This window comes from Streptomyces sp. Alt3 (genome assembly GCF_030719215.1).
GTDB lineage: Bacteria > Actinomycetota > Actinomycetes > Streptomycetales > Streptomycetaceae > Streptomyces > Streptomyces glycanivorans.
In genome coordinates, this window is sequence record NZ_CP120983.1 from 2,066,978 (window position 1) to 2,091,203 (window position 24,226).

Sequence of the window (24,226 nt, forward strand, 5' to 3'; positions counted from 1 at the left end):
CACCCGAGCGAACGGGGCCGGGCCCCGCCACCGTTCACGCGGCCGCCGGCATCTCCCCGGCCACCGGGAAGCCGGCCGTCCGCAGCACCTGGCCCCCGGTGACCACGGCGAACACCTCGCAGCCCGCCAGGGACGCGGCCCACTCGACGCCCTCGGCTCCCATCGCGAAGGCGGCGGTGGCGACCGAGTCCGCCTCGGTCAGGGTGGCGGCCACGACCGTCATGCTGAGCAGTCCCGTCGCCGGGTGCCCGGTGCGGCCGTCGATGATGTGGTCGCCGCGCTCGTAGCGGGCGGACGTGGCGACCGCACCGTCGGTCAGCTCCAGGGTGGCGCACAGCCGGTCGGCGCGTTCCGGGTGCCTCACCCCTGTCCGCCAGGGCCCGCCCGCGACGACCACGTCTCCCCCGGCGTTGAGGCAGAACCGCCGCACACCGGACGCCCGCAGCAGCTGGGCCCCCCGCTCCACCGACCAGCCCTTGACCACCGCGCACGGGTCGAACCCGCGCCCCGGCAGCCACGCGTCGAACGCGCCGTCCGTGGCGAGGCGGTAGTGCTCGCACAGGCCGAGCACCTCCACGAGGTCCTCGCTCAGCTCGTGCCGCCCCAGCTCACCGCGGCCGTGACGCGACACCTCACTGCCGGTCACGAAGGGGCTGAACCGCTCGTCGACCTCGCGCAGCCAGGCGAAGACCGCGTCCGCGGCCCGCTCCGGTACGTCCTCGTCGTCGATCCGCAGCGAGACCGGAAATCCCATGACGTGCTCGACGCGCCGCATCTCAGGCGCCCTTCGCGTCGATGGCGGCCTGCAGGGATTCCTTGTAGGCGTCACTGGTGATCGTCGCGCCGGTCACCGTGTCGACGTCCGCGCTCTGCACCTCCAGCGTCTGCGCCACCAGCTTCGGAACGGCCGCCTGCGTCTGCGGATGGTTCGGCTGCCGGAGCATCTTCACCGCGGTGATCCTGTCGCCTTCGAAGGTCGCCTGGACCTGCACCGGGCCCTTCTCCGTCGTGACGGTCGTCCCCTGGACGACCCGGGAGGAGGAGCCCTGGGACCCTGCGGGGGCGGATGCGGAGGCGGAGGGTGTCGTGACCGGCGCGGCGGTGGACTCCGCGGGGCCGAGGGACGGCTGGTAGCGCCAGACGGAGATCAGGCCCACGATGCTGAGGGCGACGACGGGTACGGCTCGCTTCACGGTGTCTTCCTCGTCTTCCTCAGCCGGCCAGGCTGAAGCGCTCGAAGTGGATCTGCTGCCTGGGAACGCCGAGGTCCTCCAGTGTGCCCAGCACGGCGTTCATCATCGGGGGCGGTCCGCACAGGAAGACGTCCCGGTCGGCGATGTCCGGCACCATCCGCTTCAGCTCGCCCGGCGCCAGCTTGTCGGGGACGGGCGAGCCGGTCACCAGTCGAAGCTCCGCGCCCTTGGCGCGCGCGAGGTCGCGCAGCTCGTCGTGGAGGACGGCGTCGCGCTCCGAGCCGACCCGGTGGATGACGACCGCGTGGCCGTCAAGGACCTCCAGGAGTGCGCGGATCGGGGTGACTCCGACGCCGCCCGCGATGAGCAGGGACGAGGTGCGGGTGCGGTGCAGGGTGGTGAAGGCGCCGTAGGGGCCCTCGGCGAACACACGCGTTCCGACCTTCATGTGACGCAGGGCCGCGCTGCCCTCGCCGGCCGCTTTGACGGTCAGGCGCAGGCTGCGCCCGTCGGGGGCCGCGGAGAGGGAGAAGGGGTTCGCCTGCCACCAGCGGTCCTTGGTCAGGAACCGCCACAGGAAGAACTGGCCTGCCTGGGCGGGCAGTTTGTCGAGGTCGCGGCCGGTGATGTGGATCGACACCACGCTGTCGGACTCGGGGACGACCGCCGAGACCCGGAACCGGTGACGCGTGTTGCGCCACAGGGGCAGGGCGACGCGGCCGAGCAGGACGGAGCCCAGGGCCACGGCCCACAGCCCGTACCAGTACGCCGTCGCGGCGGGCGACGAGGTGAAGCTCGTCCCGACCGCGACCTGGTGGGTGAAGGCGAGCACCACGGCCACATAGGCGTACAGGTGGATGAAGTGCCATGTCTCGTAGGCGAGGCGGCGGCGGGCGTAGCGGGCTGAGACCGCGCCGATGACGAGGATCAGGCCGAGCGCGACGACCGCGCGCAGGACGCCTTCGGTCGTCTCGGCGAGGTCGACGAGTTCGGTGACGGGACCGACCCCGGCGCCGTCGGCGTAGCCGAAGCTGATGAAGACGACGTGTGCGAGCAGCGTCCACAGCAGGGTGAAGCCGGTCCAGCGGTGCCAGCCGGTGAGCCGGTCCATGCCGATACGTCGGTCGAGCCACGGCAGCCGGGCCACGAGGACCAGTTGGAAGGCCATGACCAGTGCGCCGTACAGGCCGGTGAGGCGGCCGAGGACGATCAGGGCGTTGGAGGCGAAGCCGGCCTGCGCGAAGAAGCAGGCGACGACGGCCGCGTTGGCGGCGAGCATCACGTAAAGGCCCGTGCGGGCCACCACCCTGGGGCGTATCGCCGTGGGGCGCGCGGGGGGTGATTGGACGGTCGTCACGGGACGGCAGCTCCTTGATCGGGTCGATCCGGTCGTGGAACTCCGAGCCTCGCTGCCGGAAGCTGTCGAGAACCTGTCGGACTGCTGACAAGTCCCTATCAATGTGTCCGCTGTGTGAGCCGGGGCACACGGTCAGGTCTCCCCGGTGACGCACTATGGGCGGGTGGAAAAAGTGCGCCTCCTGGTCGTCGACGACGACCCGCCGATAGCCGACCTCGTCGCGACCGTCGCCCGCTACGAGGGCTGGGACGCCGTCACGGCGAACACCGGTGAGGACGCGCTCCGCCTGGCCGGGGAGTTCCACCCGGACATCGTGGTGCTCGACCTGATGCTGCCGGGCGTGGACGGCTTCGGTGTCCTGGACCGGCTGCGCCGCTCGGGCACGATGGTGCCCGTGGTCTTCCTCACCGCACGGGACGGGGTCGCCGACCGGGTGGCCGGGCTGACCCGGGGCGGCGACGACTATCTGGTCAAGCCGTTCGCGGTGGAGGAGCTGATGGCGCGTCTGCGCACCGTGCTGCGGCGCAGCGCCGGGCCGGACTACCGGCGCTCCGTGCTGCGGGTGGGCGACCTGTCGATGGACGAGGACACCCACGAGGTCCGCCACGGGGAGAGGACACTCACGCTCACCCCCACCGAGTACGAGGTGCTGCGTTTCCTGATGCGCAAGTCCCCGGCGGTGATGACCAAGGCGCAGATCCTCGACCATGTGTGGGAGTACGGCTTCGGGGGCCGTTCGAACGTCGTGGAACTGGTCGTCAGCCGACTGCGCCGCAAACTCGACGACGCGGGTGACACGGGCGCACCGCTGATCCGGACGGTGCGGGGCTTCGGCTACGTCATCCGGCAGGCGGGCGAGTCGGGCACGTGATCGACAAGCTGCGCCGGGCCTTCCGGCGGCTGCGGCTCGGCACCCGCCTCGCACTGGGTCTCGGGGCCCTGTCCCTGGTGGTGTTCACCGTCGTCGGCGCGGCGCTGACCACGTACATGCGGGACTATCTGACGAACCAGCTGGACGATCAGCTCGGGCTCGCCCAGATCGCCCAGTCCAAGAGCATCGCCGAGACGGGCACGCTCCAGGGCAAGAAGTACTACCGGTGGTACTACGCCGTCTACGACGTCTCGGGCCGCGTCCCCGAACTGCGCTCGCCCGAGGAGAACGGCGACCTGCCCCCGGACATCGCACCACTGACCTCGCTGGCCGGGAAGCAGGCTGCCGACGGAACCGAGGTGCTGCGCAGCGCGCACCTCGCGGGCACGGGCGGGTACCGGCTGCGCGCGTGCGCGGTGAAGCCCGGTGTGGTCCTGGTCAGCGCGGCCCCGACGGACGGCATCGACGCGACGATGAGGCGGCTGATCGGCTTCCAGGTCGTGGCCTTCGCCGTCGCGCTGGCGGTGCTCGTCGAGTTCGGCCGACGGATGCTGCGCCGGGGTCTGAACCCCCTCAGCGACATGGCGCACACCGCGCACGGCATCGCCTCGCACGACCTGACCGAATCGGCGGCCCGGCTGCCGATCCGCGCCGGCGAGCGGGGCGGCGGTCCGGAGGTCGAGGAACTGCGCACGGCCTTCAACACGATGCTGGAGCACATCGACGACTCGCTCGCGGTCCGCGCGGAGGCCGAGCAGCGCCTGCGGCGCTTCGTCGCCGACGCCTCGCACGAACTGCGTACACCGCTGATGTCCGTACGGGGCTACGCGGACCTCTTCCAGTACGCCGCCGCGAACGCCCCCGAGGAGCGCGACAGGCACCTCGCGCGGCTGCGCGCCGAAGCCGCCCGGATGGGGGTGCTCCTGGACGATCTGCTGCTGCTCGCCCGCCTGGACGCGGCCGAGGTGGACGCGCCGCTCAGGCTGCGGGAGGCGGACCTCGTGGGGCTGGCCGAGGAGGCGTCCGCCGCCTTCCGGGCCGGCCACCCGGACCGCCCGCTCTCGGTCACGTCGCCGCAGGACCCGCTCGTGCTGCGCATGGACCCCCACCGCATCCGGCAGGTCCTGGACAACCTGCTCACCAACGCGGCCGTGCACACACCGGCCGGTACGCCGGTGTCGGTGGAGGTCACACGGCAGCGGAACACCGCGGTGGTGCGGATCGAGGACGCCGGGCCCGGTATCCCGCCCGCCGACCGGGAGAAGGTCTTCGACCGCTTCTACCGCGTCGACAAGGCCCGCACCCGCGACCGCGGCGGCAGCGGCCTCGGCCTGTCGGTCGCCCGCTCCCTGGCCCACGCCCACGGCGGCACGGTCACCCTCGACAGCCGGCCCGGTTCGGCGCTGTTCACGGTGACGCTGCCGCTGCCGGGCTGATCCGACTCCCCCTGCCCGGTGCGGTCCGGTCTGCCGCCGCGCGCGGGTGAGTCATCTGACGGACGCTGGTGCCGGGCCCGGGACAACGCTCACCCACCGCACCACCCCGTACATCCCGGGCACGTCCCGCACAACGACTGGAGACAGCGTGCAGAGGTACTCGGGCGACGCTTCGCACCGTGGCCACGACAAGGTGACCACGCACGCCTCGGACACGGGCGCAACGGTGAACCGGGTCGGTCTCGTCGTGCACGGCGGGCGGCCGGAGGCCCTGGAGGCGGCGGACGTGGTCCGCGCCTGGTGCGAGGAGCACACCGTGCGGTGCGCGGACATCGACGTGTGGAACGAAGGGGGCCGGCGCACCGCCCGCGAAGAGGTGGACGCGGCAGGCGACCCGGACCTCGTCGTGACGCTGGGAGGAGACGGCACCTTCCTCCGTGGAGCACGGCTGGCCGCCGTGAACGACGCCCTGGTCCTGGGGGTCGACCTGGGGCGGGTCGGATTCCTCACCGAGACGTCGGTGTCCGAGGTCCGGGCGGCCCTGGACGCCGTGCGCGAGAACAGGATGAGGATCGACAGCCGCATGCTGCTCACCCTGCGCGCGTCCCGTCCTCTGGAGGTACCGGCGGAGATCGAGGCCCTGATGGACTACGGCCGTGGACCGCTTCTGCCGCCGCCTCACGTCCGTCCGGACTGCGAGGTCGACGACGAGTGGGGCATCGCTCTGAGTGTCACCGCGCTCAACGACATCGTGCTGGAGAAGCTCTCCCGGGACCGCCAGGTGTCCGTCGGGGTCTACATCTCGGGCCGGCTCCTCGCGTCCTACTCGGCCGACGCACTGCTGGTGGCCACCCCGACCGGCTCGACGGCCTACAGCTTCGCGGCGGGCGGGCCCGTCCTCTCACCCCGCGCGGAGGCACTCGTCTTCACACCGGTCGCCCCGCACATGGCGTTCGACCGGTCCGTCGTCACCGCCCCGGACGAGCCCGTCGGACTGCGCCTGCTGGAACGGTCGGGCCAGGCGGCGGTGAGCATCGACGGACAGTTGCGGGGCGTTCTCGGCCCGGGCGACTGGATCGGCGTGTACGCCGCCCCCCGCCGGCTGCGGGCGGTCCGGCTGGGGCCGATGGACTTCTACGGCCGGCTGCGCGAGCGGATGAACCTCACCGACGCCCCGGCCGCTGTCGCCGACGGAACCCCCGCGCCACTGTGGTCGGTGACCACTCCCCCTCCCGGCGACCTCGCCCATCTCGAACTGCTGACGGACACGGGCGACTCCTGATCACCCGGAGAGCAGAGCCGCGAAGGCGGGCGTTCCGCACGGCGGTTCACGCCGTGCCGGGGGCGCGCGACGGAGGCCGGACCCGAGGAGCCGGCCCGAGCACGGGACGGCCCGAGGAACGCCCCCGAGGTGCTGGTGCGGCCGCGGACAGGCACGCTGTGAAGGCCCCGACAGGCTCCGGTGCACTGCTCGCGGCAGCGGTCACGCCCCCATCGCGCCCGTACGGCCTCGAAACGAAAGGTTCCTACGATGCAGACCCTCACCCTCAACAACGGCGTCGAGATGCCCGCCCTCGGGCTCGGCGTCTTCCAGACCCCGCCGGACGAGACACGGGCCGCGGTCGAGGCCGCGCTCGAACTCGGCTACCGGCACATCGACACCGCCGCCGCCTACGGCAACGAGCGCGAGGTCGGCCAGGCCCTCCGCGACTCCGGGGTGCCCCGCGAAGAGATCTTCGTCGAGACCAAGATCTGGATCAGCGACTACGGCTACGACGAGACCCTCCACGGCTTCGACAAGAGCGCCGCCAAGCTCGGTGTCGACCGGATCGACCTGCTCATCCTGCACCAGGCGCTGCCGTCCGACTTCGACAGGACACTCGCCGCCTACCGCGCCCTGGAGAAGCTCCTGGCCGACGGAAAGGTGCGCGCCATCGGCGTCAGCAACTTCATGGTCGACCACCTGACCGCGCTGCTCGACGCCACCTCCGTCGTCCCCACGGTCAACCAGCTGGAGATCCACCCCTACTTCCAGCAGCGCGCCGTCCTCGACTTCGACGACCGGCACCACATCCTCAACCAGGCGTGGTCCCCCATCGGAGGGATCACGTTCTACCCGGGCTACGGCGAGGACCGCAGGAGCGTCCTACAGGACCCCGCCGTCACACGCATCGCCGAGGCACACGGCAAGAGCCCGGCCCAGGTGCTCCTGCGCTGGGGCCTCCAGCAGGGCCGCTCGGTCATCCCCAAGTCCACCAGGCGCACGCGCATCGCCGAGAACATCGACGTCTTCGACTTCGAGCTCGGCGCCGACGAGCTGACCGCCCTGGACGCGCTGGAGACCGGGCGGCGCGGTGGCCCGGAGCCCGAGAACGTCACGCTCGCCGACTTCGGCCGCGCCATCCCCGAGGCCTGACCGGACGTCCGGAGGAATCCGGCCTCTCATTGCCCCGGAGCCGTGACCGGCCGGGCGGGGCTCGCAGACACAACACCCTGACGTTCGTTATAGTGAACGCACAGTTCGTTCACATAGCCCAGTGAGGGTGTCATGCAGGTTCCCGCCTATTACGCGGACACGTACGAGGAGCAGGCCCGAACCCTGGTGGCCGCCGCGGGAGAGCGCGACGGCGCACCGTGGGTGGCGGTCGAGCACTGCCTGTTCCACCCACAGGGCGGGGGTCAGCCCGCCGACCGGGGGTGGGTGGACGGTCACGAGATCACCCCCGTGCGCGACCACGGCTCCGGGCTGGTCGTCGCAGTGGCCCGTGGCGAGGACGCGCTGCCGGCCTTCTCGCCCGGACAGCCGGTCGAGGTCCGCATCGACCTGCCGCTGCGCACCGCGCATGCCGCCTTGCACACGGCCGGCCATCTGATCGAGGCGGCCGGACGGACCCAGGGCTGGGTCCTGGCCGCGAGCAACCACTTCCCCGGCCAGGCCAGGATCGAGTTCACCGCGCCGCAGCCCGACGCCCGTCCGGACACCCCGGAGAGCCGGGAGGAGGCCACCGAGGCGCTCCGCGCCGAGGTCGCCGAGGCCATCGCCCAGGACTGGCCGGTGACCGGGGACGACGGCGTCGACGGGCGCCGCATCGTGCGTCTGGCCCATCTGCACTCGGCGCCGTGCGGGGGGACCCATGTGCACAGCCTCGGCGACCTCACCGACGTCGTACTGCCGACGCTGAAGGTCAGGAAGGGCCGCATCCGCGTCTCCTACAGCGCCGCGCACCGGGAGCGTTCATGACGCCGGGGGGAGAGCGCCGGCCCGCCAGCAGCACCGCGGTCGCGGTCGGAGCCCAGATCCGCCGGCGCCGCGAGCAGCGCGGCATGAGCAGTGCCGAGCTGGCCCGCCGGGCGGGCCTGAGCAAGGCGACGCTCTCGCAGCTGGAGGCCGGGCGGGGCAACCCCACCATCGAGACCCTCGACGCGCTCGCGATCGCCCTGCGCATCCCGCTGACCGACCTGCTCGCCCGCGACACGGACCCGGGACCGGTGTTCGTGCCCGGCACCGACCTGGCCGGCGGCGAGGTGGGACGCGAACTGCTGCGCCGCATCAGCAGCGGCAACAGCCTGGAGATCTGGCGGCTGCGCATGCCGCCCGGAACGCGTCTGGACGGCGTGCCTCACGCCACCGGCACCATCGAGCACCTGCTCGTCTCCTCCGGCCACCTCACCGCCGGGCCGACCGATGCCCCGAGCGACCTGCACACCGGCGACCTGCTCGCCTTCGCCGGTGACGCCCCGCACATCTACCGCACCGGCCCCACGGCTGCCGACGTCACCGTCGTCATCGCCTCCCCCATCATCAGCTGAAGGACGCCCCTGAACATGAACAGCATCACCTCCGCCGCTCCCGGCACCCAGCGGATATTCACCAGCGACAACACCGCCGGCGCCTCGCCCGAGATCGTTCAGGCCGTCATCGCCGCGGCCTCCGGCCAGGACCTGCCGTACGGAGCCGACCGCCACACGGCCGGTGCGCGCGCACGCTTCGCCGAGGTCTTCGGACGCGACGTCGACGTCCTGCCCGTCTCCACCGGCTCCGTGGCCAACGCCCTGAGCCTGGCCGCCCTCACCCCGCCCTGGGGCAGCGTGCTGTGCCACCGCGACAGCCACATCAACACCGACGAGTGCGGCGCACCGGAGTTCTTCACCGGCGGGGCCAAGCTCGTCCACCTGCCCGGCGACGACGCCAAGATCGACGCGGAGCAGCTGCACGCCGCGGCCCACCGCAAGGTCGGGGATGTGCACAGCGTGCAGCCGTCGGCGGTCAGCATCACCCAGGCGACGGAGACCGGCGCCCTCTACAGCCTCGACGAGATCCGCGGCCTGAGCCGTGTCGCCAAGGACGCGGGTCTACGCGTCCACATGGACGGGGCCCGCTTCGCCAACGCGGTCGCCGCGCTGGGCTGCACACCCGCGGAGATGACCTGGCAGGCCGGCATCGACGTCCTGTCGTTCGGGGCCACCAAGAACGGCACCATGACCGCCGACGCCGTCGTCGTCTTCGACCGCGCTCTCACCCAGGAACTGTCCTTCAGGGCAAAGCGCGCCGGCCAGCTCACCTCCAAGATGCGCTTCCAGTCCGCCCAGCTCGACGCCTACCTCACCGACGGGCTGTGGCTGCGCAACGCCGCCCACGCCAACACGATGGCCGCCCGCCTGGGCCATGGGCTCAAGGCGCTCCACGGCGCCGATCTGCTCCACGCCGTCGAGGCCAACATCCTCTTCTGCCGCCTTCCCCAGCCGGTCGTCGACCAGCTCCTGGCGGAAGGATTCGCCTTCTACCACGACCGCTGGGAACCGGGTGTCTGCCGCTTCGTCACCTCCTTCTCCACCACCGAGCACGACGTGGACACCTTCCTCGACGCCGTGCGCCGCCTCACCACCTGACACCCGGCCGGGTCGGACTCCCACCGACGACCCCGGCCGGCCTGCCCGGTTCCGTACGGGCGTCAGCTGTCCGGCTGTCCGGCACCGTCGTACGCACAGGCCGTGGCGCGGTTCGGCGGGACGGTGGGAGAGGTGAGGGGGCTCGGGCCGGCCTGGCTGTGGCTCACGACGTACGCGGCCGCACCGGCTCGATCGCCGTTTCCCGTGGCCGCGTGTGCTCGATCGCCACCTCCAGGCGGTCGAGACCGCGCAACCCGTTGTTGATCAGCGGTCGGTGCTCGATGATCTCGAAGCCGTCGACCCGGTCCGCGAGTCTTTCCAGCAGCGCGCTCATCTCCAGCCTGGCGAGGTGCATCCCGACACACACGTGCTCTCCCCGCCCGAAGGCGAGATGGTCCGAGGGGCGGCGGGTGATGTCGAAGCGCTCCGGGTCCGGGTAGTGGCGCTCGTCGCGGTTGGCGGAGGCGTAGAGCAGCGCGACCCGTGAACCGGCGGCCAGCGGAACTCCGCCGATCTCGTGGTCCTCGGTGAGCACCCGGCTGAACTGGGGCGCCGGGGTCTCCAGACGCAGCGACTCGTTCATCGCGTGCGGGATCAACGAGCGGTCCGCGCGCAGCAGCTCCCACTGGTCCGGGTTCCGGGCGAACAGGGCGACCGCGTTGGTGATCGCGATGATGGTCGTGTCCAGGCTGGGAGTGACGTAGTCGAGCATCATCACCGGGCACTTGTCGCGCGGGATCTCGCCACGGTCGGCAGCCTCGTAGAGCTGTGCCGCCCAGCCGCCGGGCTCGATCCTCCCCGGCACGGCGTCGTGCATGGCGAACCTCATGAACTCCTCGACCGCCGGACCCGCCGCGGCTGCCCGGTCGTCGGCGGGCCCCTGGGTGTCCCAGATGGCCGCGGCCCACTCCAGCATCTTCTCCCGCCCGTGGTCGGGAAGCCCGACCAGGTCAGACACCACGGTCATGGGCAGGTACTCCGCCAGTTCGGTGACGACCTCGAACCTGCCCCGGCCGACCAGCCGCTCGACGATCCTGTCGGCCTCGGCCTCGATCCGCGGGGTCAACTCGCGCATCCGGTCGGGCCGCAGAGGCCGACCCAGCACCGAGCGCATCGCCGTGTGCTCGGGCGGATCGCTGCACAGCGTGATCCCCTCCAACCGGGCGTTCACGCCGGGATCCACGAACACCCCCCGCGCCGAGGAGAACGTCTTCCAGTCCATCGAGGCGGCGCGCACCTCGTCGTAACGGGGCAGCGCGTAGAGGTCGTGGCGGGTCAGGTACACCACGGGTCCGAGAGCCCGGAGTTCGGCGTAGATGCCGTACGGGTCGATGCGCGCCGATTCGGTGTAGAGATCGACGTCGCTGACGGGGGCGAGGGACAACGGACCTCCAGGAGACGGGGGGAACGAATGCGGCGAGGACCGACGTGCCGGTGCGGCCCCGGCCAGCAGGCCGGCGGAACGGCTGCCTGAGTACGTGGAGTACATGCCCATGGGCTCCTCGGGAACGTGCGGTCGAGAACGGTCCGTCCGAAAACGGGCCTTCAGGAGGTCAACCCTCCTGCGACGGGGCATCCTTCGCGCCGGTAGGAACTACGTACATCGGCGGCTGCCGGCCGGGCGCGGGAGCCGTCGCGGGCGCACTTCCAGCAGCCGCGGGGCTCTCCCTCCACGCCCGTCCGCGGAACCGTCGGCGGGACACCGCGTCCGTCTACGTAGTTTTCGCCGACGCGGACGGACCCTCCGGCGCGGGACGGTCTCTCCATGAAACGACGCACAGCGCTGAAGGCCCTCGGCATCGGTATCGGGGGCTCCGTGGTCCTCACCAGCGGTGGCTACGGCGTCTACTACGCCGTCGCGAAGCAGGACACGGTCGGCAAGGTCGCCTTCGACAAGGCCCTGTCGATTCCGCCGCTCGCGGAGTCGAGGACCAGCAGTTCGGGTGCCCGGGTCTTCACGCTCGGCATCCAGTCGGGCAGGACGCGGTTCAAGGCCGGGGCGACCACCAGCACCTGGGGCGTGAACGGTACGTACCTCGGTCCGACGATCCGCGCGCGGCGCGGTGAGCAGGTCGAGTTCGACATACGCAACGGCCTGGACCGGGAGACCTCGCTCCACTGGCACGGGATGCACCTGCCCGCCGCCATGGACGGCGGACCGCACCAGGCCGTCCCGGCCGGAGGTACGTGGCAACCGCGGTGGACGGTCGACCAGCCCGCCGCGACGCTCTGGTACCACCCGCACGTGCACGGCGCGACCGCCGACCACATGTACCGGGGCCTCGGCGGACTGTTCATCGTCGACGACGAGGACACCGAGGCGTCGAAGCTGCCGTCCGAGTACGGCGTCGACGACATCCCGATGATCGTTCAGGACCGCGCGTTCAACGGGGACAACCAGTTCGAGGAACGGGTGCCTCTGGGCGGCTCGCTGGGCGTGATCGGTGACGAGGTGCTCGTCAACGGCACGATCGGTCCGTACGTCGACGTCACGACCAGGCTCGTGCGGCTGCGGCTGCTCAACGGCTCCAACGCACGCCTGTACAACTTCGGGTTCTCCGACGACCGGACGTTCTCGCTCGTCGCCACCGACGGCGGCCTGCTCCCCAGGCCGTGGAACACCGAGCGCCTGTACCTCTCCCCGGGGGAACGCGCCGAGATAGTGGTCGCCTTCAAGCCGGGAGAGCAGGTCGAACTGCGCTCCTACCCCTCCGAGTTCGGCGGCACCCTGGGACGGCTGGACGGCTTCGACGACCGCCTCGACATCTGCCGGTTCCGGGCTGCGGCAACCCTTTCCGACAGAGCCGAAATCCCTGCCGTCCTCGGCGTCGCGCCGGACCTCGACGGCGAGGAGCCGGTGAAGGAACGCTCCTTCGTGCTCGCGTCGGACCAGATCAACGGCCGGTCGATGGCGATGGACCGCATCGACTTCGGAGTCCGCGAGGGCACCGTCGAGGTGTGGGACGTGGTCAACGACAACGGTTTCCCGCACAACTTCCACGTCCACGACGTGCAGTTCCAGGTACTGACGGTCGACGACGCGAAGCCGGAACCACACCTGCGTGGCTGGAAGGACACCGTCCTGCTGGCGCAGGGAAGGCACTACCGGCTGGCCATGCGCTTCCGCGGCCATACCGACCCGAACACGCCGTACATGTACCACTGCCACCTGTTGCAGCACGAAGACGAAGGAATGATGGGCCAGTTCGTCGTCCTGGGCGAAGGCGAAAAGGTCGGCGTCGTGCCGCAGGCACACCACCACTCCTGAAAATCCCCACCACCACACAGCACAGAAGGATCTCCATGTACGTCTCCTCCCACCAGCACCGCCCCGCCAGGAAGGCCGCGCTCACGATCGCCGCCATGAGCTTGGCCATCACCCTCAGCGGCTGCGCCTCCGGCGACGACTCCGAGCCCGGAGCCCGGGAAAGCAAGGCCCCCACCGCGTCCGCCACCGCATCCGCCACCGGCTCGGCCGGACAGGCCCAGGACAGCCGGTGCGGCGAGAAGAGCACGGACCCCGGGGCCGCCATCACCCGCTCGTCCGACATCGACATCGACGCGCCCGTCGAAGAGGTCTGGGCCGTGCACACCGACGTCGAGAAGTGGAAGGAGTGGCAGGACGCGGTCCTGACCATAGAGCGCCTCGACTCCGGCACCTTCTCCTCCACGTCCCGGTTCCGGTGGACCACCCCCGTGCCCGAGTCGGACTTCGCCCCGGCGGACACCCTGACGATCACGTCGAGCGTCCAGCACGTGGAGCCCGGCCGGTGCGTGATCTGGGAAGGGCCCGCGAAGGGAAAGGCGATCACCATCGACAAGGGAACACACCTCTGGGTCTTCACCCCGACCGACAAGGGCACCCGTGTACATACCCAGGAGTCATGGGACGCCCCGCTGCTGGACTCGCTTCAGGGGGCTGACCGCGATGCCGTCGCCGACATGCTCGGCGGAGGGCTGGACGTCTGGCTCCAGGCACTGAAGGCCGAAGCCGAGGCCCCGGCGAACTGACGGCCGTACACGCACCCCAGTACGCCCCGGACCGGCTCGACGCCCCGGACGGCTCAGCGACCGACGCGCTGTAATCTACGCGCTGTGCAATCGTCGGCTCCTCCTCACGGTCCGCTGCTCGGCAGACAGTACGAGACACAGCGCCTCCGCGAGCTGATCGGCGCGGCACGCACGGGCCGGGGCGGTGCTCTGGTCCTGCGTGGCGAGGCGGGGATCGGCAAGAGCTCGTTGCTGAAGCACGCGGAAGGGGCGGCCTCCGGATTCCGTGTGCTGCGCGCGGGTGGGTCCCAGCTCGAGGCGGAGCTGCCGTTCGCCGCGCTGCACCAGCTCTGCCTTCCCGTGCTGGGTCACCTGACCGAGCTGCCCGTGGAGCACCGCCAGGCGCTCCGGATCGCTTTCGATCTGTCGTCCGGGACACCGGACGTGTTCCGGGTCGGCCTGGCGGCCCTGGGGCTCCTGACCGCAGCGGGCCAGGAGCGCCCGGTGCTCTGCGTCGTCGACGACGCGCACTGGCTCGACGCGGCCTCGTCCAGGGCGCTGACGTTCCTCGCCCGGCGCGTGTCCGCCGAACCGGTCGCCATGGTGCTCGCCGTGCGGATGCCGTGCGAGGCGGACGAGCTTGACGCCTTGCCGAGCCTGGGCGTCGGCGGACTGAGCGACGCCGACGCACGGGCCCTGCTTGCCGCGCAGAGCCACGAGACGCTCGACGAACAGGTGCGTGACCGGCTGGTGGACGAGGCACGGGGCAACCCACTGGCGCTGTTCGCCCTGCCCAGAGCCGGTGGGTTCGCCCCGCCGCGGCTCACCCCGGTGCCGACCCGGGTGGAGCACGAGTTCCGGACCACGCTCTCCCGTCTGCCCGCGCAGGCCCGGCTCCTGCTCACGATCGCCGGCGCCGACCCCACCGGCGATCCCGGGCTGCTCTGGCCAGCCGCGCGCAGCCTGGACATCGACCTCCCGACCGCCGGCGCGGCCGCCACCGCCACCGGACTGGTCGAGTTCGGCACCCGCGTGCGCTTCTACCACCCCCTGGCGCGGACCGCGGCCTACGACGCGGCCGCGCCGGGCGAACGGCGGCTGGCCCATCGCGTACTCGCCGAAGCCACGGACCCGGTCACCGACCCGGACCGGCGCGCCTGGCATCGCGCCCAGGCCTCCGCCGTCCCCGACCAGGACGTCGCCGCCGAGCTGGAGCGCTCGGCGGCCCGGGCCCGGGCGCGGGGCGGTGCGGTGGCCACGGCGGCCTTCCTCGAACGCGCGGCGGAGTTGTCGCCCGAACCGGCGCAGCGGATGGAACGGACTCTCGCGGCCACGCGCGCCCACCTCGACGCGGGCTCCACCGACAAGGCGGCCACGCTGCTCGGGACAGCCGAGAACTCAGGGCCGGACGCGTTCCAGCAGGCGGAGACCTACCTGCTGCGGGGCCGGATCGCCCTGGTGCGGGCCGACGACAGCGAAGGGCCGGCGTGGATGCTGCGCGCCGCGCGGCGGATCGCACCCCTGGACACCGAACGCTCTCGGGAGAGCTACCTGGAAGCGCTCGAAGCGAGTCTGCTCGTCGGGCGCGCGAACGGTGTGACGGACCTGGTCCTCGCCGAAGCCAGGTCCGCTCCTCCGCACCCACCGGACATCCTGGACGCGCTGGACGTCCTGACCTCGAACGGGCACAGGGCGGCCGTCCCCCTGATCAGGGAGGCCCTCGACGGGGCGAAGGGCCCCTTGTGGGACCGGCACCCCGCGCTCGCGATCATCCTCGCGGCCGAGCTGTGGGACCCGGTCACCCATGTGCGGATCATCGAATGGCTGCTGAAGAGCGGCCGGGATTCGGGATCGCCACTCGTCCTGCGCCTCGGTCTCGCGCAGGCCGCCTCCGCCGCCGCGCTCACCGGCGACCTCGACGAAGCGATGTCCGCGATCGCCGAGGAGGAGGCGATCGCCGACGCGACCGGTGCGCCTCCTGTCATCTACCACCGGCTCCAGTTGGCCGCGATGCGCGGACGCCGCGAGGAGGCGTCCGCGCTGTTCGAAGCCGTCCTGGTGACGGCCACCGCCACGGGGCAGGTGGTCTCCAACGTCCACTGGGCGAGCGCTGTACTCAACAACGGCCTGTCCCTGTACCAGGAGGCACTGGCCGCCGCTCGGCGTGCCACCGCCGACGGGGAACTCTTCACCGCGGGGTTCACCCTGCCGGAGCTGGTGGAGGCCGCCGTGCGGTGCGGCGAACACGACGCCGCCGTCGCCGCGCTGGCGTCGCTGACCGAACGCACCGAGGCCAGTGGGACCCCCTCGGGCCTGGGGATCGCAGCCTACGCGCGAGCGCTGGTGACGGGAGCGGAGGACGACTACCGGGAGGCGATCGCCCACCTCGCCGACACACCGATGCTCCCGTACCGGGCCAGGGCCCACCTCCTGTACGGGGAATGGCTGCGGCGGCAGGGACGCAGGCAGGACTGCCGGCCCCACCTGCGCATCGCGCACGAACTGTTCTCCGGCGCCGGGCTCGAGGCGTTCGGCCGGCGCGCGGCTGACGAACTGCGCGCCACGGGCGAGACGGCGCGCAGCCGCACCGCCCACGCCCGCGACCAGCTCACCATGCAGGAGCTGCACATAGCGCGACTGGTCGCCACCGGCGCGACGTCGAAAGAGGTGGCCGCCCGGCTGTTCCTCAGCCCGCGGACCATAGACACCCACCTGCGCAACATCTACCGCAAGCTGGGCATCAACTCCCGCAGGCAGCTCAGGGACCGGCCCGACCTGCGGCAGCCGTCCTGATCGGTCGTCGCCTGCCACCCTTCCCGCTCCTCCACCGCCCACCGCTGAAACCCGTCTGCGCCGCGATTTTGCCGGAACGGCAACACCGATCGCGCCGGGAGGCCGCCGCGCCGCATGATCGACAGGTATCCGCGTCCGCCCGTGAACGCGTCCGCCCGTGAACCGAGGAGAAGCCCATGCTGCCCGAGCACACCGCCGAGTTCCGCCACCGCACCGTCGGGACCCCGGCCGGGCGTCTGCACCTGGTCGAGCAGGGCACCGGTCCGCTGGTCCTGCTCGTGCACGGCTTCCCTGAGTCCTGGTACTCCTGGCGCCGCCAGCTCCCGGCCCTCGCGGCCGCCGGCTACCGGGCGGTGGCCGTCGACGTACGCGGCTACGGCCGCTCCTCCAAGCCCGCCGCGACCGACGCCTACCGGATGCTAGACCTGGTGGCGGACAACGTCGCCGCGGTGCGCGCCCTCGGCGAGGAGAGCGCGGTGGTCATCGGCCACGACTGGGGATCGAACATCGCCGCCTCCTCCGCCCTGCTCCACCCCGAAGTCTTCCGCGCCGTCGGCCTGCTGAGCGTCCCCTACGCTCCGCCGGGCGGCCCCCGCCCCACCGACGTCTTCGGCCGGATCGGCGGTATTGAGGAGGAGTTCTACGTCTCCTGCTTCCAGGAGCCCGGTCGCGCCGAGGCGGAGATCGAGCCCGATGTCCGGGGCTGGCTCGCCGGCTTCTACGCGGCGCTGTCCGCCGACACCATGCCCGCCCAGGGCGAGCCCGACCCGCACTTCGCCGCCCGCGGCGGCCGACTGCGCGACCGCTTCCCCACAGGTAAGTCCCCTGCCTGGCTGAGCGAGGACGACCTCGACTTCTACGCCACGGAGTTCGAGCGCACCGGCCTGACCGGCGCACTCAACCGCTACCGCAACATGGACCGCGACTGGGAGGACCTCGCCCCCCACCGCGGGGCCCCGGTCGAGCAGCCGTCGCTGTTCATCGGCGGCACCCTGGACGCCTCCACCACCTGGATGGCCGACGCCATCGACGCCTACCCCACCACCCTGCCCGGCCTCTCCGCGTACCACCTGCTGGAAGGCTGCGGCCACTGGATCCAGCAGGAACGCCCCGACGAGGTCAACCGCCTGCTGACCGACTGGCTCGCCACCCTCCAGGACTGAACCGGCCACGCCGGTCGACCGGGCCCGGACGTCGGACCCCTGGAGTTCCCCTGGCGGCGAGCGCCGGGCATCACGTCCGGCCGGCCGCCGGGCCCGCACGGCCGCCTGCGGTCGGAGCTGCTTCGCGACCGACGAGCCGCACACGGCCGCAGGAGGCCAGAACTTGACGAATCGTCAGGCAGTGTTCCCGGAACGCCCCGAAGCGAGCAGCTGCGACTCCCAGCTGAAGGCGACGCCGGTGGCGCCCCCGTGCTGGAGCAGGACTTCGGTCATGCCCGGGAAGGTCTTCTCGCGGGCCCAGTCGCGCTGCCACTCCCCCGCGACGGCCTGCCAGGTGATCGGCACCACGCCCGCCTGAACCATGCGGTGCACCGCCATCTCGTGAGCTTCCTTCGAGGCCCCGCCCGAGGCGTCGGTGACGACGAACACCTCGAAGCCCTCACCCGCCGCCTGTATGGCCGGCATCGCGACGCAGATCTCCGTCCAGAGACCGGCGATGATCAGCTTCTTGCGGCCGGTCGCCTTGACGGCCTCGACGACGCGCTCGTCCTCCCAGGTGTTGATGAACGTGCGGTCGATCGGCTTCTGCTCCGGGAACACATCCTGCAGCCCCTTGATGATGTAGCCGCCGCGCTCCTCCAGCACTGTTGTCAGGATGGTCGGCACGTCGAACACCTCGGCCGCCCTGGCGAGCCCGACGACGTTGTTCACGACCATCGTGGGTTCGTGGCTGTTCAGGTTGGCGAACTGGAACGGCTGGTGGTCGATCAGGACGACGACGCTCTCCTCGGGCGTCAGCAGCGCCTGCAGTCCGGCCTTCGTTTCCTTGCTCATGGGATCCCTTTCCGGGTTCTCGTCTTCGCGCGCTCGGGTGTTCGGGTGCTCGGAAGTGCGCCGTCGATCTCGACGCCGGAATGCAGCCGTAGGCGCCTGCGGAGGCGGCCCTGAGACCGGGCCGGCCGACCGACACGCCGAAACGGTCGGCATCGCACCCCGGACAGGCCCCGCTTCCGCGGTGACACGGTCACGGCATCGACGCCGGTCAGCTCGACCAAGTGGTTGACGCGTCACCTACGATAGCAGCGGTGGTGGACGTGTCAACTAGCCTTTCGGCGGTCGCAGTTCATCCTGTTCACGGCTCCGCGAACGCGCCCGTGGCGGCATTCCCGGCCCACCCGACGGCGGAGCGGCGGACCACGCCGCCCCCGACGGCCGCCGGGGGATCGCCACCCCGGGTCCCATTGCCCAGGACACCGCGGGCCCGGCCTCGCCGAGTCAGCACCCCCGCAGGCGGACGAGCGACAGGGGCCCTCGTTAAACTGCCCCCATGGACGCACCGCCGCGCTGGCTCGTCGGGGAAGAGAAAGCCGCCTGGGACAACTTCATCCGCATGCAGGAGAAGCTCATCGGACGGCTGTCCCGCCACGTCCAGTCCGACTCCGGGATGTCCCCGTCCGACTACGTCGTGCTCGCCGGCCTCACCGAGAGAGGCGGCGGGCGGATGCGCCTGCTGGATCTGGCCAAACTCGTGGAGTGGGAGAAGAGCCGGATGTCCCACCAGGTCACGCGGATGACGAAACGCGGGCTCCTGGCCAGGGAGGAATGCCCCGACGACGGACGCGGCGCGTTCGTCGTCGCGACCCCGGCCGGCTACGAGGCGATCGAAGAGGCCGCGGGCCGGCACGTCGAGCACGTCCGCCGGCTGTTCATCGATGCCCTGACACCAAGTCAGCTCAAAGCGTTCGCCCGCATGTCCGAACGCGTCCTGGAGCACATGGAGAAGCAGTCGGACTGACCGGGATCCACACCCGGCCCTGCGAGCCGGCCGGCGGCCGGATCGTCGTCGACGACGTACCGGTGGAGGCCGCTCCGAGCGTCATCCGAGCGGCCTTCGAGCGGCAAGAAGCTCCCGACGCACCCCTTCAGGCGCCGCCGATGCGGGCCCCCTCTCCATGAATTCACAGTTCGGCGGCGCGCTCCCGGCGCCGCACCCCGGGAGCCCTCACTCGGTGCGGGACCGCAGCTGACGCAGTCCGGCGACATGGAGGTCCAGCGCGAATTCGAAGTGGGCGTCGAAGTCCGCACCGGTGAGCACGGGCAGGGCGGCCTGAAGGTTCGGGTACGGGCCGGCCTGTACCGCGTTCCGCAGGCGATCCGGCCCCGCGGGTGTCCCGTCGTCATGCGGTACGGAGGCGGCCTGTTCCTCCAGCGTGTGGCCGAGGGTGAAGTTGACCAAGGCCATGAGTGCGCGGGCGGCATCTTCGTCCCGGAAGCCCGCCTCGCGGAGCACACCGAGGACGGATTCGGCGAAGGCCAGCGTGTGGGGGCCGGTCGAGTGGGTGCCACCGAAGACCCTGGCACCGTCACGGCGAGCGAGGAGAGCCAGGCGCATCGCCCGGGCGAGCGCTCTTAGCCGTTCCGCCCAGTCGGCCGCCCCGGATTGCGGGTGGAGGTCGCCCAGCATGCGCTCGGCCATGGCGGTCAGCAGGTCCTGTTTGGTCGTGAAGTGGCGGTAGAGCGCCCCGGCCCGGACGTCCAGCCTGTCGGCCAGCCGGCGCATCGTGAGCGCTTCCAGGCCGAGGTCGTCCAGCAGATCGAGGGCGGTGTCGACGGTTCCGGCGCGGTCGAGCCGTGCGGGCCGGCCCCGGCTCGGTGTGGACGAGGAGGTCATACCCATGACTATAGTGAACAACGTTCACGTGAACGTTGTTCACTAATTGGCCGACCCGCTGATCAGCGGGCTGCCCACAGCCGAGGAGCACAGCCATGGAACCGGATGTAATCGTCGTCGGCGCCGGACCGACCGGCCTGATGCTCGGATGCGAGCTCGCCCTGGCCGGTGTCCAGGTGCGGATCGTCGAGCGCCGCGCAAAGGCCACGCAGAACTCCCGGGCCCTGACGCTGCATCCCCGCAGCATGGAGCTGATGGACATGCGCGGGCTCGCCCCGCGCTTCCTGTCGTCGGGCAGGACCGTGCCCGGCTGGCACTACGCCAACCTGCCCACCCACCTCGACTTCAGCGCACTGGACAGCCGACACGGCTACACGCTGTTCCTCGTCCAGGCGCGCACAGAAGCCCTGCTGGAGGAGCGGGCGCGCGAACTGGGCGTTCGGATCGACCGCGGGCACGAGGTCCTGGGGCTCACGCAGGACCACACGAGCGTTTCCGTCGACCTGCGCGACAGCGCCGGTCAGGTCACGACAGAACGGGCGCGGTACGTCGTCGGATGCGACGGCGGCCGCAGCGCCGTGCGGCAGGCCGCGGGAATCGGCTTCTCCGGCACCGACGAGACCCTCACCGGCATACTCGGCGACTTCGCGGTGACCGCCGCCTCGCCCGAGGCCCTCGGCGCGGCCAAGGCGAACGGCGTCCTGGTCGTGCCGCTGGAGGGCGGACTCACCCGCTTCGTCCATATCGATCCGGAACGCATGCGCGCCCCTGCCGCCGAGCCCGTCACCCTGGAGGAGTTCCGGGACTCCCTGACCCGTGCCTGCGGCCACGACTGCGGCATAGCCGAACCGCGGTGGCTCTCCCGCTTCGGCAACGCGACCCGCCTGGCCGACCGTTACCGCAGCGGGCGCGTCCTGCTGGCCGGCGACGCCGCCCACATCCATTTCCCGGCAGCCGGGCAGGGGCTGAACATCGGGCTGCAGGACGCCATGAACCTCGGCTGGAAGCTCGCCGCCGAGATCAACGGCTGGGCCCCCACCGGCCTGCTGGACAGCTACGAGGCCGAACGCCGTCCGGTCGGACAGGCCGTCACCCAGGACACCGCTGTCCAGCTGCTCCTCGCCGAACTGACCCTGGTTCCGCAGTACCGGCGTCCCGCGGTCGCCCTGCGCACGCTGCTCGACGAGCTGCTCGGCATCCAGGATGTCAACCAGCTCCTCGCCGGCCGAGTCTCCGCGCTGAGCACGGCGTACGCCTCGCCCTTCTCCGACTCCTCCGACTCCCCCGAGGGCACCCATCCCCTGGTGGGCCGACGGATGCCGGACATCGAACTGAGCACAGCGGCCGCGCCCTCGGAGCACACCCGCGTGTACGAACTTCTCGCGCCCGGCCACTTCGTCCTGATCGACCTTGCGGCGCAGGACACCGGCCGAGCGCAGCCGTCGGGGAACTGGACCCCGCACCTCACCACGGCGTACGCCGCGAGCCCCGAGGCGTTCGAGAACCGCGACGATCTGCGCGGAGTGTCGGAGATCCTGGTACGTCCCGACGGTCACATCGCGTGGGCCACGCGGACCGTCGACCCGGAAGTCCGCCGGACCGAACGCGTCAAGGCCCTGACCACCTGGGCCGGGAGCCCCGCACAGGCCACATCAGCATGAGCCCGGGCCCAGCCAGGTAAGCCGGCCCCACCCGTCCGGGCCCCGCCCCGCACCGAAGGCCGGGCAGCTCCCACCGGTGCTCCGACCGTCGCGTCCCTGATCGGGACCTGATGACGTTCATCGATCCCGACGAGTGCTCCCCGGCCTGGTACGGGTCAGCCGTCCTTCGGCAGGCTCGCGTACGAGAAGGTGCACCGGACCCGGCCATCGGCCGCAGGGACGAGGCGCACCTGCTCGGCGGGTATCTGGAGCGCCGTGCCCGCCGGCTCGTCCCACAGTGACACCGTTCCTCCGGCCGCCCCGAACGAGAGGTACGGCCGCTCGGGACGGAGCACACCACCTCGGCTGCCGAGTTCCGCCGCGGGGACCGTCGGCTCGACGCACGTCCACTCCGGCGCCACCCCGAAGTACGAAGGCGGATCCGCCTTCCGGACTGCGGCCGTACGGAAGTCCTTCACCGCTTCTCCCGCCGAGTCCAGCGCCCCCAGCGCGCACATCGCCACCACCGTCACCTGAGTGAGGACGTACAGCGGGACGCCGAGCCGTTCGACAGGGCTGACGAACGGGGCGTGCAGGTGCTTCGCGATGCCCCACAGCGCCGGGACGATCAGGGCGTAGCTGAGCAGGCTCGACAGCTTCACCGCCGATACGGCCTGCCAGATCCCCGAGACGTCGAGGTCATCGGGTGTCAGCCCGAGACTGTCCGCGTACAGCGCGTGCAGCACCGATCCGGATGCCACCACGAACGACACGACAGCCGTGAACACGAGCGGCGCCGCCCAGGCCAGCCATTCGCCCCACGTCCACTGGCGGACCAGCAGCCAGAGCCCTCCCACCGTCGCCGTGACGGCGAAGAGCGACAGCATCTCCACCGGGGTCCAGCCTCCGTCGTCGTCCATGCCCGCGCCGAACGCGACGACGAGGAGGTAGACGGACACCGCACCGGCCATGAACAGGCTCGCCACACGACCGCCGGTCGCGAACATGCCGTACGCAGACCGGGCTCCTCCGGCAAAGCACAACACCGCTGCACCAACCCACACCCACATCCGCACACCGCTGTGGTGCCGGGCGACCACGGCACAGAAGGTCATGACGAGCAGCCAGGCCACGAGGCGGAACGCGCGACGCCTACCGTCCTCGTCGCGACGCGGCACGATGTGCCCCCGCTCCCGGCCGTGGAGGGGCCGCACGTCGATGACATCCCTCGGAGCGGAACCGCCGGGCAAGTCCATGCGGGAGAGCCGGCGGGCTTCCGACGCCGTGCCCGTGACCACCATGCCCGTGTCGTGGTGGCCACGCCTCTCCGAGAATCGCGCACGCGCCAGCACTGCCGCGTTGCGCAATCCCTCCATCGACGTCCGCGGCCTGGGAACGGGCGCGCGCGGTGGTCTGTGCGCCACCGTATGCGCCCGCCAGCCGGTCAGCTGCTCCCGGTCCCGGTCCACCGACTCGCAGCGCCGGGCGTACATCTCCAGCCCGGCCGCCCGTGCCAGCCGCTCCACCCGCCAACTGGCCGCCCGCTCGGTGCGCCGGTTGCGGGCCCCGAAGAACCGCACCTCGACGGAGTACAACCGTGCCGGGTCGGCCTCGCTCAGCACACCCCGCGACGCGCCCTCACCACGGGCGAACGCGGTCACGACCGGCCAGCCCTGCTGCTCGAACGCCCTCTCCGCCTCGTCCCAGTCGCGCTGCTCCCCCCGTACCTCCACGAGCACCAGCACACGCTGGTCGTAACGAATCGCCTGCATCAACTCCCCCTCCCCCGGGGTCCGAAGGTACAGCGGCCCACGATGTGACGGTCGCGGTGGAACGAAGCCACTCCTGCGAGAAAACGGGCAACCGCCTCGGCCGGGCACCACAACCCCCGCGCCGGGCGTTCGACGCGGGTGCGCGCCATCAGCCGCGTTACACGGCCGCAGGAAGCCCAACAGCTCGCCGTCACCGGACTCGGAGGACTGACCGGGTGGCGCAAGGCATCCGTGGCAACCGAGTTGCGCGGACACAGCAATCCCTCTCACGGTAAGGGCGTCGACCCGGCCCGCGTTCGAATCCCTGGCGGGCGGCCGGACGGCCAAGCCGTCATCCCGGGCCACGGGGCATACATCCGAGGTACGGGGACACTCAGATGCCCAGCGGCACTTGGGGCTACCTCTATGTCGAGGACGGGAAAGTGCTCGGACAGCCCGTCGGACTTGCCG

General features: G+C 71.4%; 20 protein-coding genes. 13 read left to right on the plus strand and 7 right to left on the minus strand.

The genetic code is table 11. The features are described 5' to 3' along the window. Positions 1-34: 34 nt before the first annotated feature. From P8A20_RS08665 to P8A20_RS08675, 3 genes are read right to left on the minus strand one after another with little or no spacing between them, the layout of a single operon-like run. The gene (locus P8A20_RS08665) at positions 35-775 is read right to left on the minus strand and encodes an FAD:protein FMN transferase (protein ID WP_147958182.1); all 741 of its coding nucleotides are present in this window, start codon (positions 773-775) and stop codon (positions 35-37) included. 1 nt (position 776) lies between these two features. Then, on the minus strand, positions 777-1,193 hold the full coding sequence (locus P8A20_RS08670; RefSeq protein WP_147958183.1) for an FMN-binding protein: 417 nt from the start codon (positions 1,191-1,193) through the stop codon (positions 777-779). A 19-nt stretch (positions 1,194-1,212) separates the two neighbouring features. Further along, a complete protein-coding gene (locus P8A20_RS08675; protein ID WP_306103280.1) occupies positions 1,213-2,550 on the minus strand; it encodes a ferredoxin reductase family protein in 1,338 nt (445 codons plus the stop codon). A gap of 163 nt (positions 2,551-2,713) precedes the next feature. Between P8A20_RS08675 and P8A20_RS08680 the strand changes: the two genes are divergently transcribed. From P8A20_RS08680 to P8A20_RS08710, 7 genes are all read left to right on the plus strand, one after another. Beyond that, entirely contained in the window at positions 2,714-3,421 is a 708-nt protein-coding gene (locus P8A20_RS08680; RefSeq protein ID WP_147958185.1) for a response regulator transcription factor, read from the plus strand. Continuing rightward, positions 3,418-4,857: a sensor histidine kinase gene (locus tag P8A20_RS08685; protein WP_147958186.1), complete on the plus strand. Its 1,440-nt coding sequence runs from the start codon at positions 3,418-3,420 to the stop codon at positions 4,855-4,857. The genes P8A20_RS08680 and P8A20_RS08685 overlap by 4 nt, the downstream gene beginning before the upstream one ends. Positions 4,858-5,050: 193 nt before the next feature. Beyond that, on the plus strand, positions 5,051-6,139 hold the full coding sequence (locus P8A20_RS08690) for an NAD(+)/NADH kinase (protein WP_187282061.1): 1,089 nt from the start codon (positions 5,051-5,053) through the stop codon (positions 6,137-6,139). A 249-nt stretch (positions 6,140-6,388) separates the two neighbouring features. Then, on the plus strand, positions 6,389-7,273 hold the full coding sequence (locus tag P8A20_RS08695) for an aldo/keto reductase (protein ID WP_306103281.1): 885 nt from the start codon (positions 6,389-6,391) through the stop codon (positions 7,271-7,273). 132 nt (positions 7,274-7,405) lie between these two features. Further along, on the plus strand, positions 7,406-8,098 hold the full coding sequence (locus P8A20_RS08700; RefSeq protein ID WP_147958188.1) for an alanyl-tRNA editing protein: 693 nt from the start codon (positions 7,406-7,408) through the stop codon (positions 8,096-8,098). Next, positions 8,095-8,667, plus strand: coding sequence for a helix-turn-helix domain-containing protein (locus P8A20_RS08705; protein WP_147958189.1), 573 nt, complete (start codon positions 8,095-8,097; stop codon positions 8,665-8,667). The genes P8A20_RS08700 and P8A20_RS08705 overlap by 4 nt, the downstream gene beginning before the upstream one ends. Positions 8,668-8,682: 15 nt before the next feature. Then, positions 8,683-9,747: a threonine aldolase family protein gene (locus P8A20_RS08710; protein WP_147958190.1), complete on the plus strand. Its 1,065-nt coding sequence runs from the start codon at positions 8,683-8,685 to the stop codon at positions 9,745-9,747. Between the two features lie 163 nt (positions 9,748-9,910). On the opposite strand, the gene P8A20_RS08715 is transcribed toward P8A20_RS08710, so the two are convergent. Beyond that, the gene (locus P8A20_RS08715; protein ID WP_261988538.1) at positions 9,911-11,131 is read right to left on the minus strand and encodes a cytochrome P450; all 1,221 of its coding nucleotides are present in this window, start codon (positions 11,129-11,131) and stop codon (positions 9,911-9,913) included. Between the two features lie 381 nt (positions 11,132-11,512). Here P8A20_RS08715 and P8A20_RS08720 point away from each other — a divergent pair, with 381 nt between their 5' ends. The 4 genes from P8A20_RS08720 (at position 11,513) to P8A20_RS08735 (ending at position 17,693) form a co-directional block, all read left to right on the plus strand. Further along, a complete protein-coding gene (locus P8A20_RS08720; RefSeq protein WP_147958192.1) occupies positions 11,513-13,015 on the plus strand; it encodes a multicopper oxidase family protein in 1,503 nt (500 codons plus the stop codon). A gap of 35 nt (positions 13,016-13,050) precedes the next feature. Next, complete coding sequence (locus P8A20_RS08725) at positions 13,051-13,758, plus strand: SRPBCC family protein (RefSeq protein WP_147958193.1); 708 nt, start codon at positions 13,051-13,053, stop codon at positions 13,756-13,758. 84 nt (positions 13,759-13,842) lie between these two features. After that, positions 13,843-16,530, plus strand: coding sequence for an AAA family ATPase (locus P8A20_RS08730; RefSeq protein WP_306103282.1), 2,688 nt, complete (start codon positions 13,843-13,845; stop codon positions 16,528-16,530). Positions 16,531-16,706: 176 nt separating this feature from the next. Continuing rightward, positions 16,707-17,693 carry an alpha/beta fold hydrolase gene (locus P8A20_RS08735; protein WP_147959873.1) on the plus strand — a complete coding sequence of 329 codons (987 nt, stop codon included), beginning with the start codon at positions 16,707-16,709 and terminating at the stop codon, positions 17,691-17,693. 174 nt (positions 17,694-17,867) lie between these two features. Here the strand turns inward: P8A20_RS08735 and P8A20_RS08740 are convergent, their stop codons facing one another. Further along, positions 17,868-18,527, minus strand: a complete 660-nt coding sequence (locus P8A20_RS08740; RefSeq protein WP_147959872.1) for a hydrolase — start codon at positions 18,525-18,527, stop codon at positions 17,868-17,870. Between the two features lie 493 nt (positions 18,528-19,020). Between P8A20_RS08740 and P8A20_RS08745 the strand changes: the two genes are divergently transcribed. Then, positions 19,021-19,488 carry a MarR family winged helix-turn-helix transcriptional regulator gene (locus tag P8A20_RS08745; protein WP_147959871.1) on the plus strand — a complete coding sequence of 156 codons (468 nt, stop codon included), beginning with the start codon at positions 19,021-19,023 and terminating at the stop codon, positions 19,486-19,488. Positions 19,489-19,695: 207 nt separating this feature from the next. Here P8A20_RS08745 and P8A20_RS08750 read toward each other — a convergent pair whose 3' ends face one another. Continuing rightward, the gene (locus P8A20_RS08750; protein ID WP_147959870.1) at positions 19,696-20,364 is read right to left on the minus strand and encodes a TetR/AcrR family transcriptional regulator; all 669 of its coding nucleotides are present in this window, start codon (positions 20,362-20,364) and stop codon (positions 19,696-19,698) included. Between the two features lie 95 nt (positions 20,365-20,459). On the opposite strand from P8A20_RS08750, the gene P8A20_RS08755 reads away from it, so the two are divergent. Then, a complete protein-coding gene (locus P8A20_RS08755) occupies positions 20,460-22,025 on the plus strand; it encodes a monooxygenase (RefSeq protein WP_147959869.1) in 1,566 nt (521 codons plus the stop codon). 155 nt (positions 22,026-22,180) lie between these two features. Here P8A20_RS08755 and P8A20_RS08760 read toward each other — a convergent pair whose 3' ends face one another. Then, positions 22,181-23,776: an NnrS multi-domain protein gene (locus tag P8A20_RS08760; protein ID WP_261988677.1), complete on the minus strand. Its 1,596-nt coding sequence runs from the start codon at positions 23,774-23,776 to the stop codon at positions 22,181-22,183. Positions 23,777-24,226 lie beyond the last annotated feature (450 nt).

Excerpts from the sequence above, each read along its gene's own strand:
- P8A20_RS08665 (WP_147958182.1), bottom strand. The coding sequence starts at position 775 with ATGCGGCGCGTCGAGCACGTCATGGGATTTCCGGTCTCGCTGCGGATC.
- P8A20_RS08695 (WP_306103281.1), top strand. The coding sequence starts at position 6,389 with ATGCAGACCCTCACCCTCAACAACGGCGTCGAGATGCCCGCCCTCGGG.
- P8A20_RS08700 (WP_147958188.1), top strand. The coding sequence starts at position 7,406 with ATGCAGGTTCCCGCCTATTACGCGGACACGTACGAGGAGCAGGCCCGA.
- P8A20_RS08705 (WP_147958189.1), top strand. The coding sequence starts at position 8,095 with ATGACGCCGGGGGGAGAGCGCCGGCCCGCCAGCAGCACCGCGGTCGCG.
- P8A20_RS08710 (WP_147958190.1), top strand. The coding sequence starts at position 8,683 with ATGAACAGCATCACCTCCGCCGCTCCCGGCACCCAGCGGATATTCACC.
- P8A20_RS08720 (WP_147958192.1), top strand. The coding sequence starts at position 11,513 with ATGAAACGACGCACAGCGCTGAAGGCCCTCGGCATCGGTATCGGGGGC.
- P8A20_RS08725 (WP_147958193.1), top strand. The coding sequence starts at position 13,051 with ATGTACGTCTCCTCCCACCAGCACCGCCCCGCCAGGAAGGCCGCGCTC.
- P8A20_RS08735 (WP_147959873.1), top strand. The coding sequence starts at position 16,707 with ATGCTGCCCGAGCACACCGCCGAGTTCCGCCACCGCACCGTCGGGACC.
- P8A20_RS08740 (WP_147959872.1), bottom strand. The coding sequence starts at position 18,527 with ATGAGCAAGGAAACGAAGGCCGGACTGCAGGCGCTGCTGACGCCCGAG.
- P8A20_RS08745 (WP_147959871.1), top strand. The coding sequence starts at position 19,021 with ATGGACGCACCGCCGCGCTGGCTCGTCGGGGAAGAGAAAGCCGCCTGG.
- P8A20_RS08750 (WP_147959870.1), bottom strand. The coding sequence starts at position 20,364 with ATGACCTCCTCGTCCACACCGAGCCGGGGCCGGCCCGCACGGCTCGAC.
- P8A20_RS08755 (WP_147959869.1), top strand. The coding sequence starts at position 20,460 with ATGGAACCGGATGTAATCGTCGTCGGCGCCGGACCGACCGGCCTGATG.
- P8A20_RS08760 (WP_261988677.1), bottom strand. The coding sequence starts at position 23,776 with ATGCAGGCGATTCGTTACGACCAGCGTGTGCTGGTGCTCGTGGAGGTA.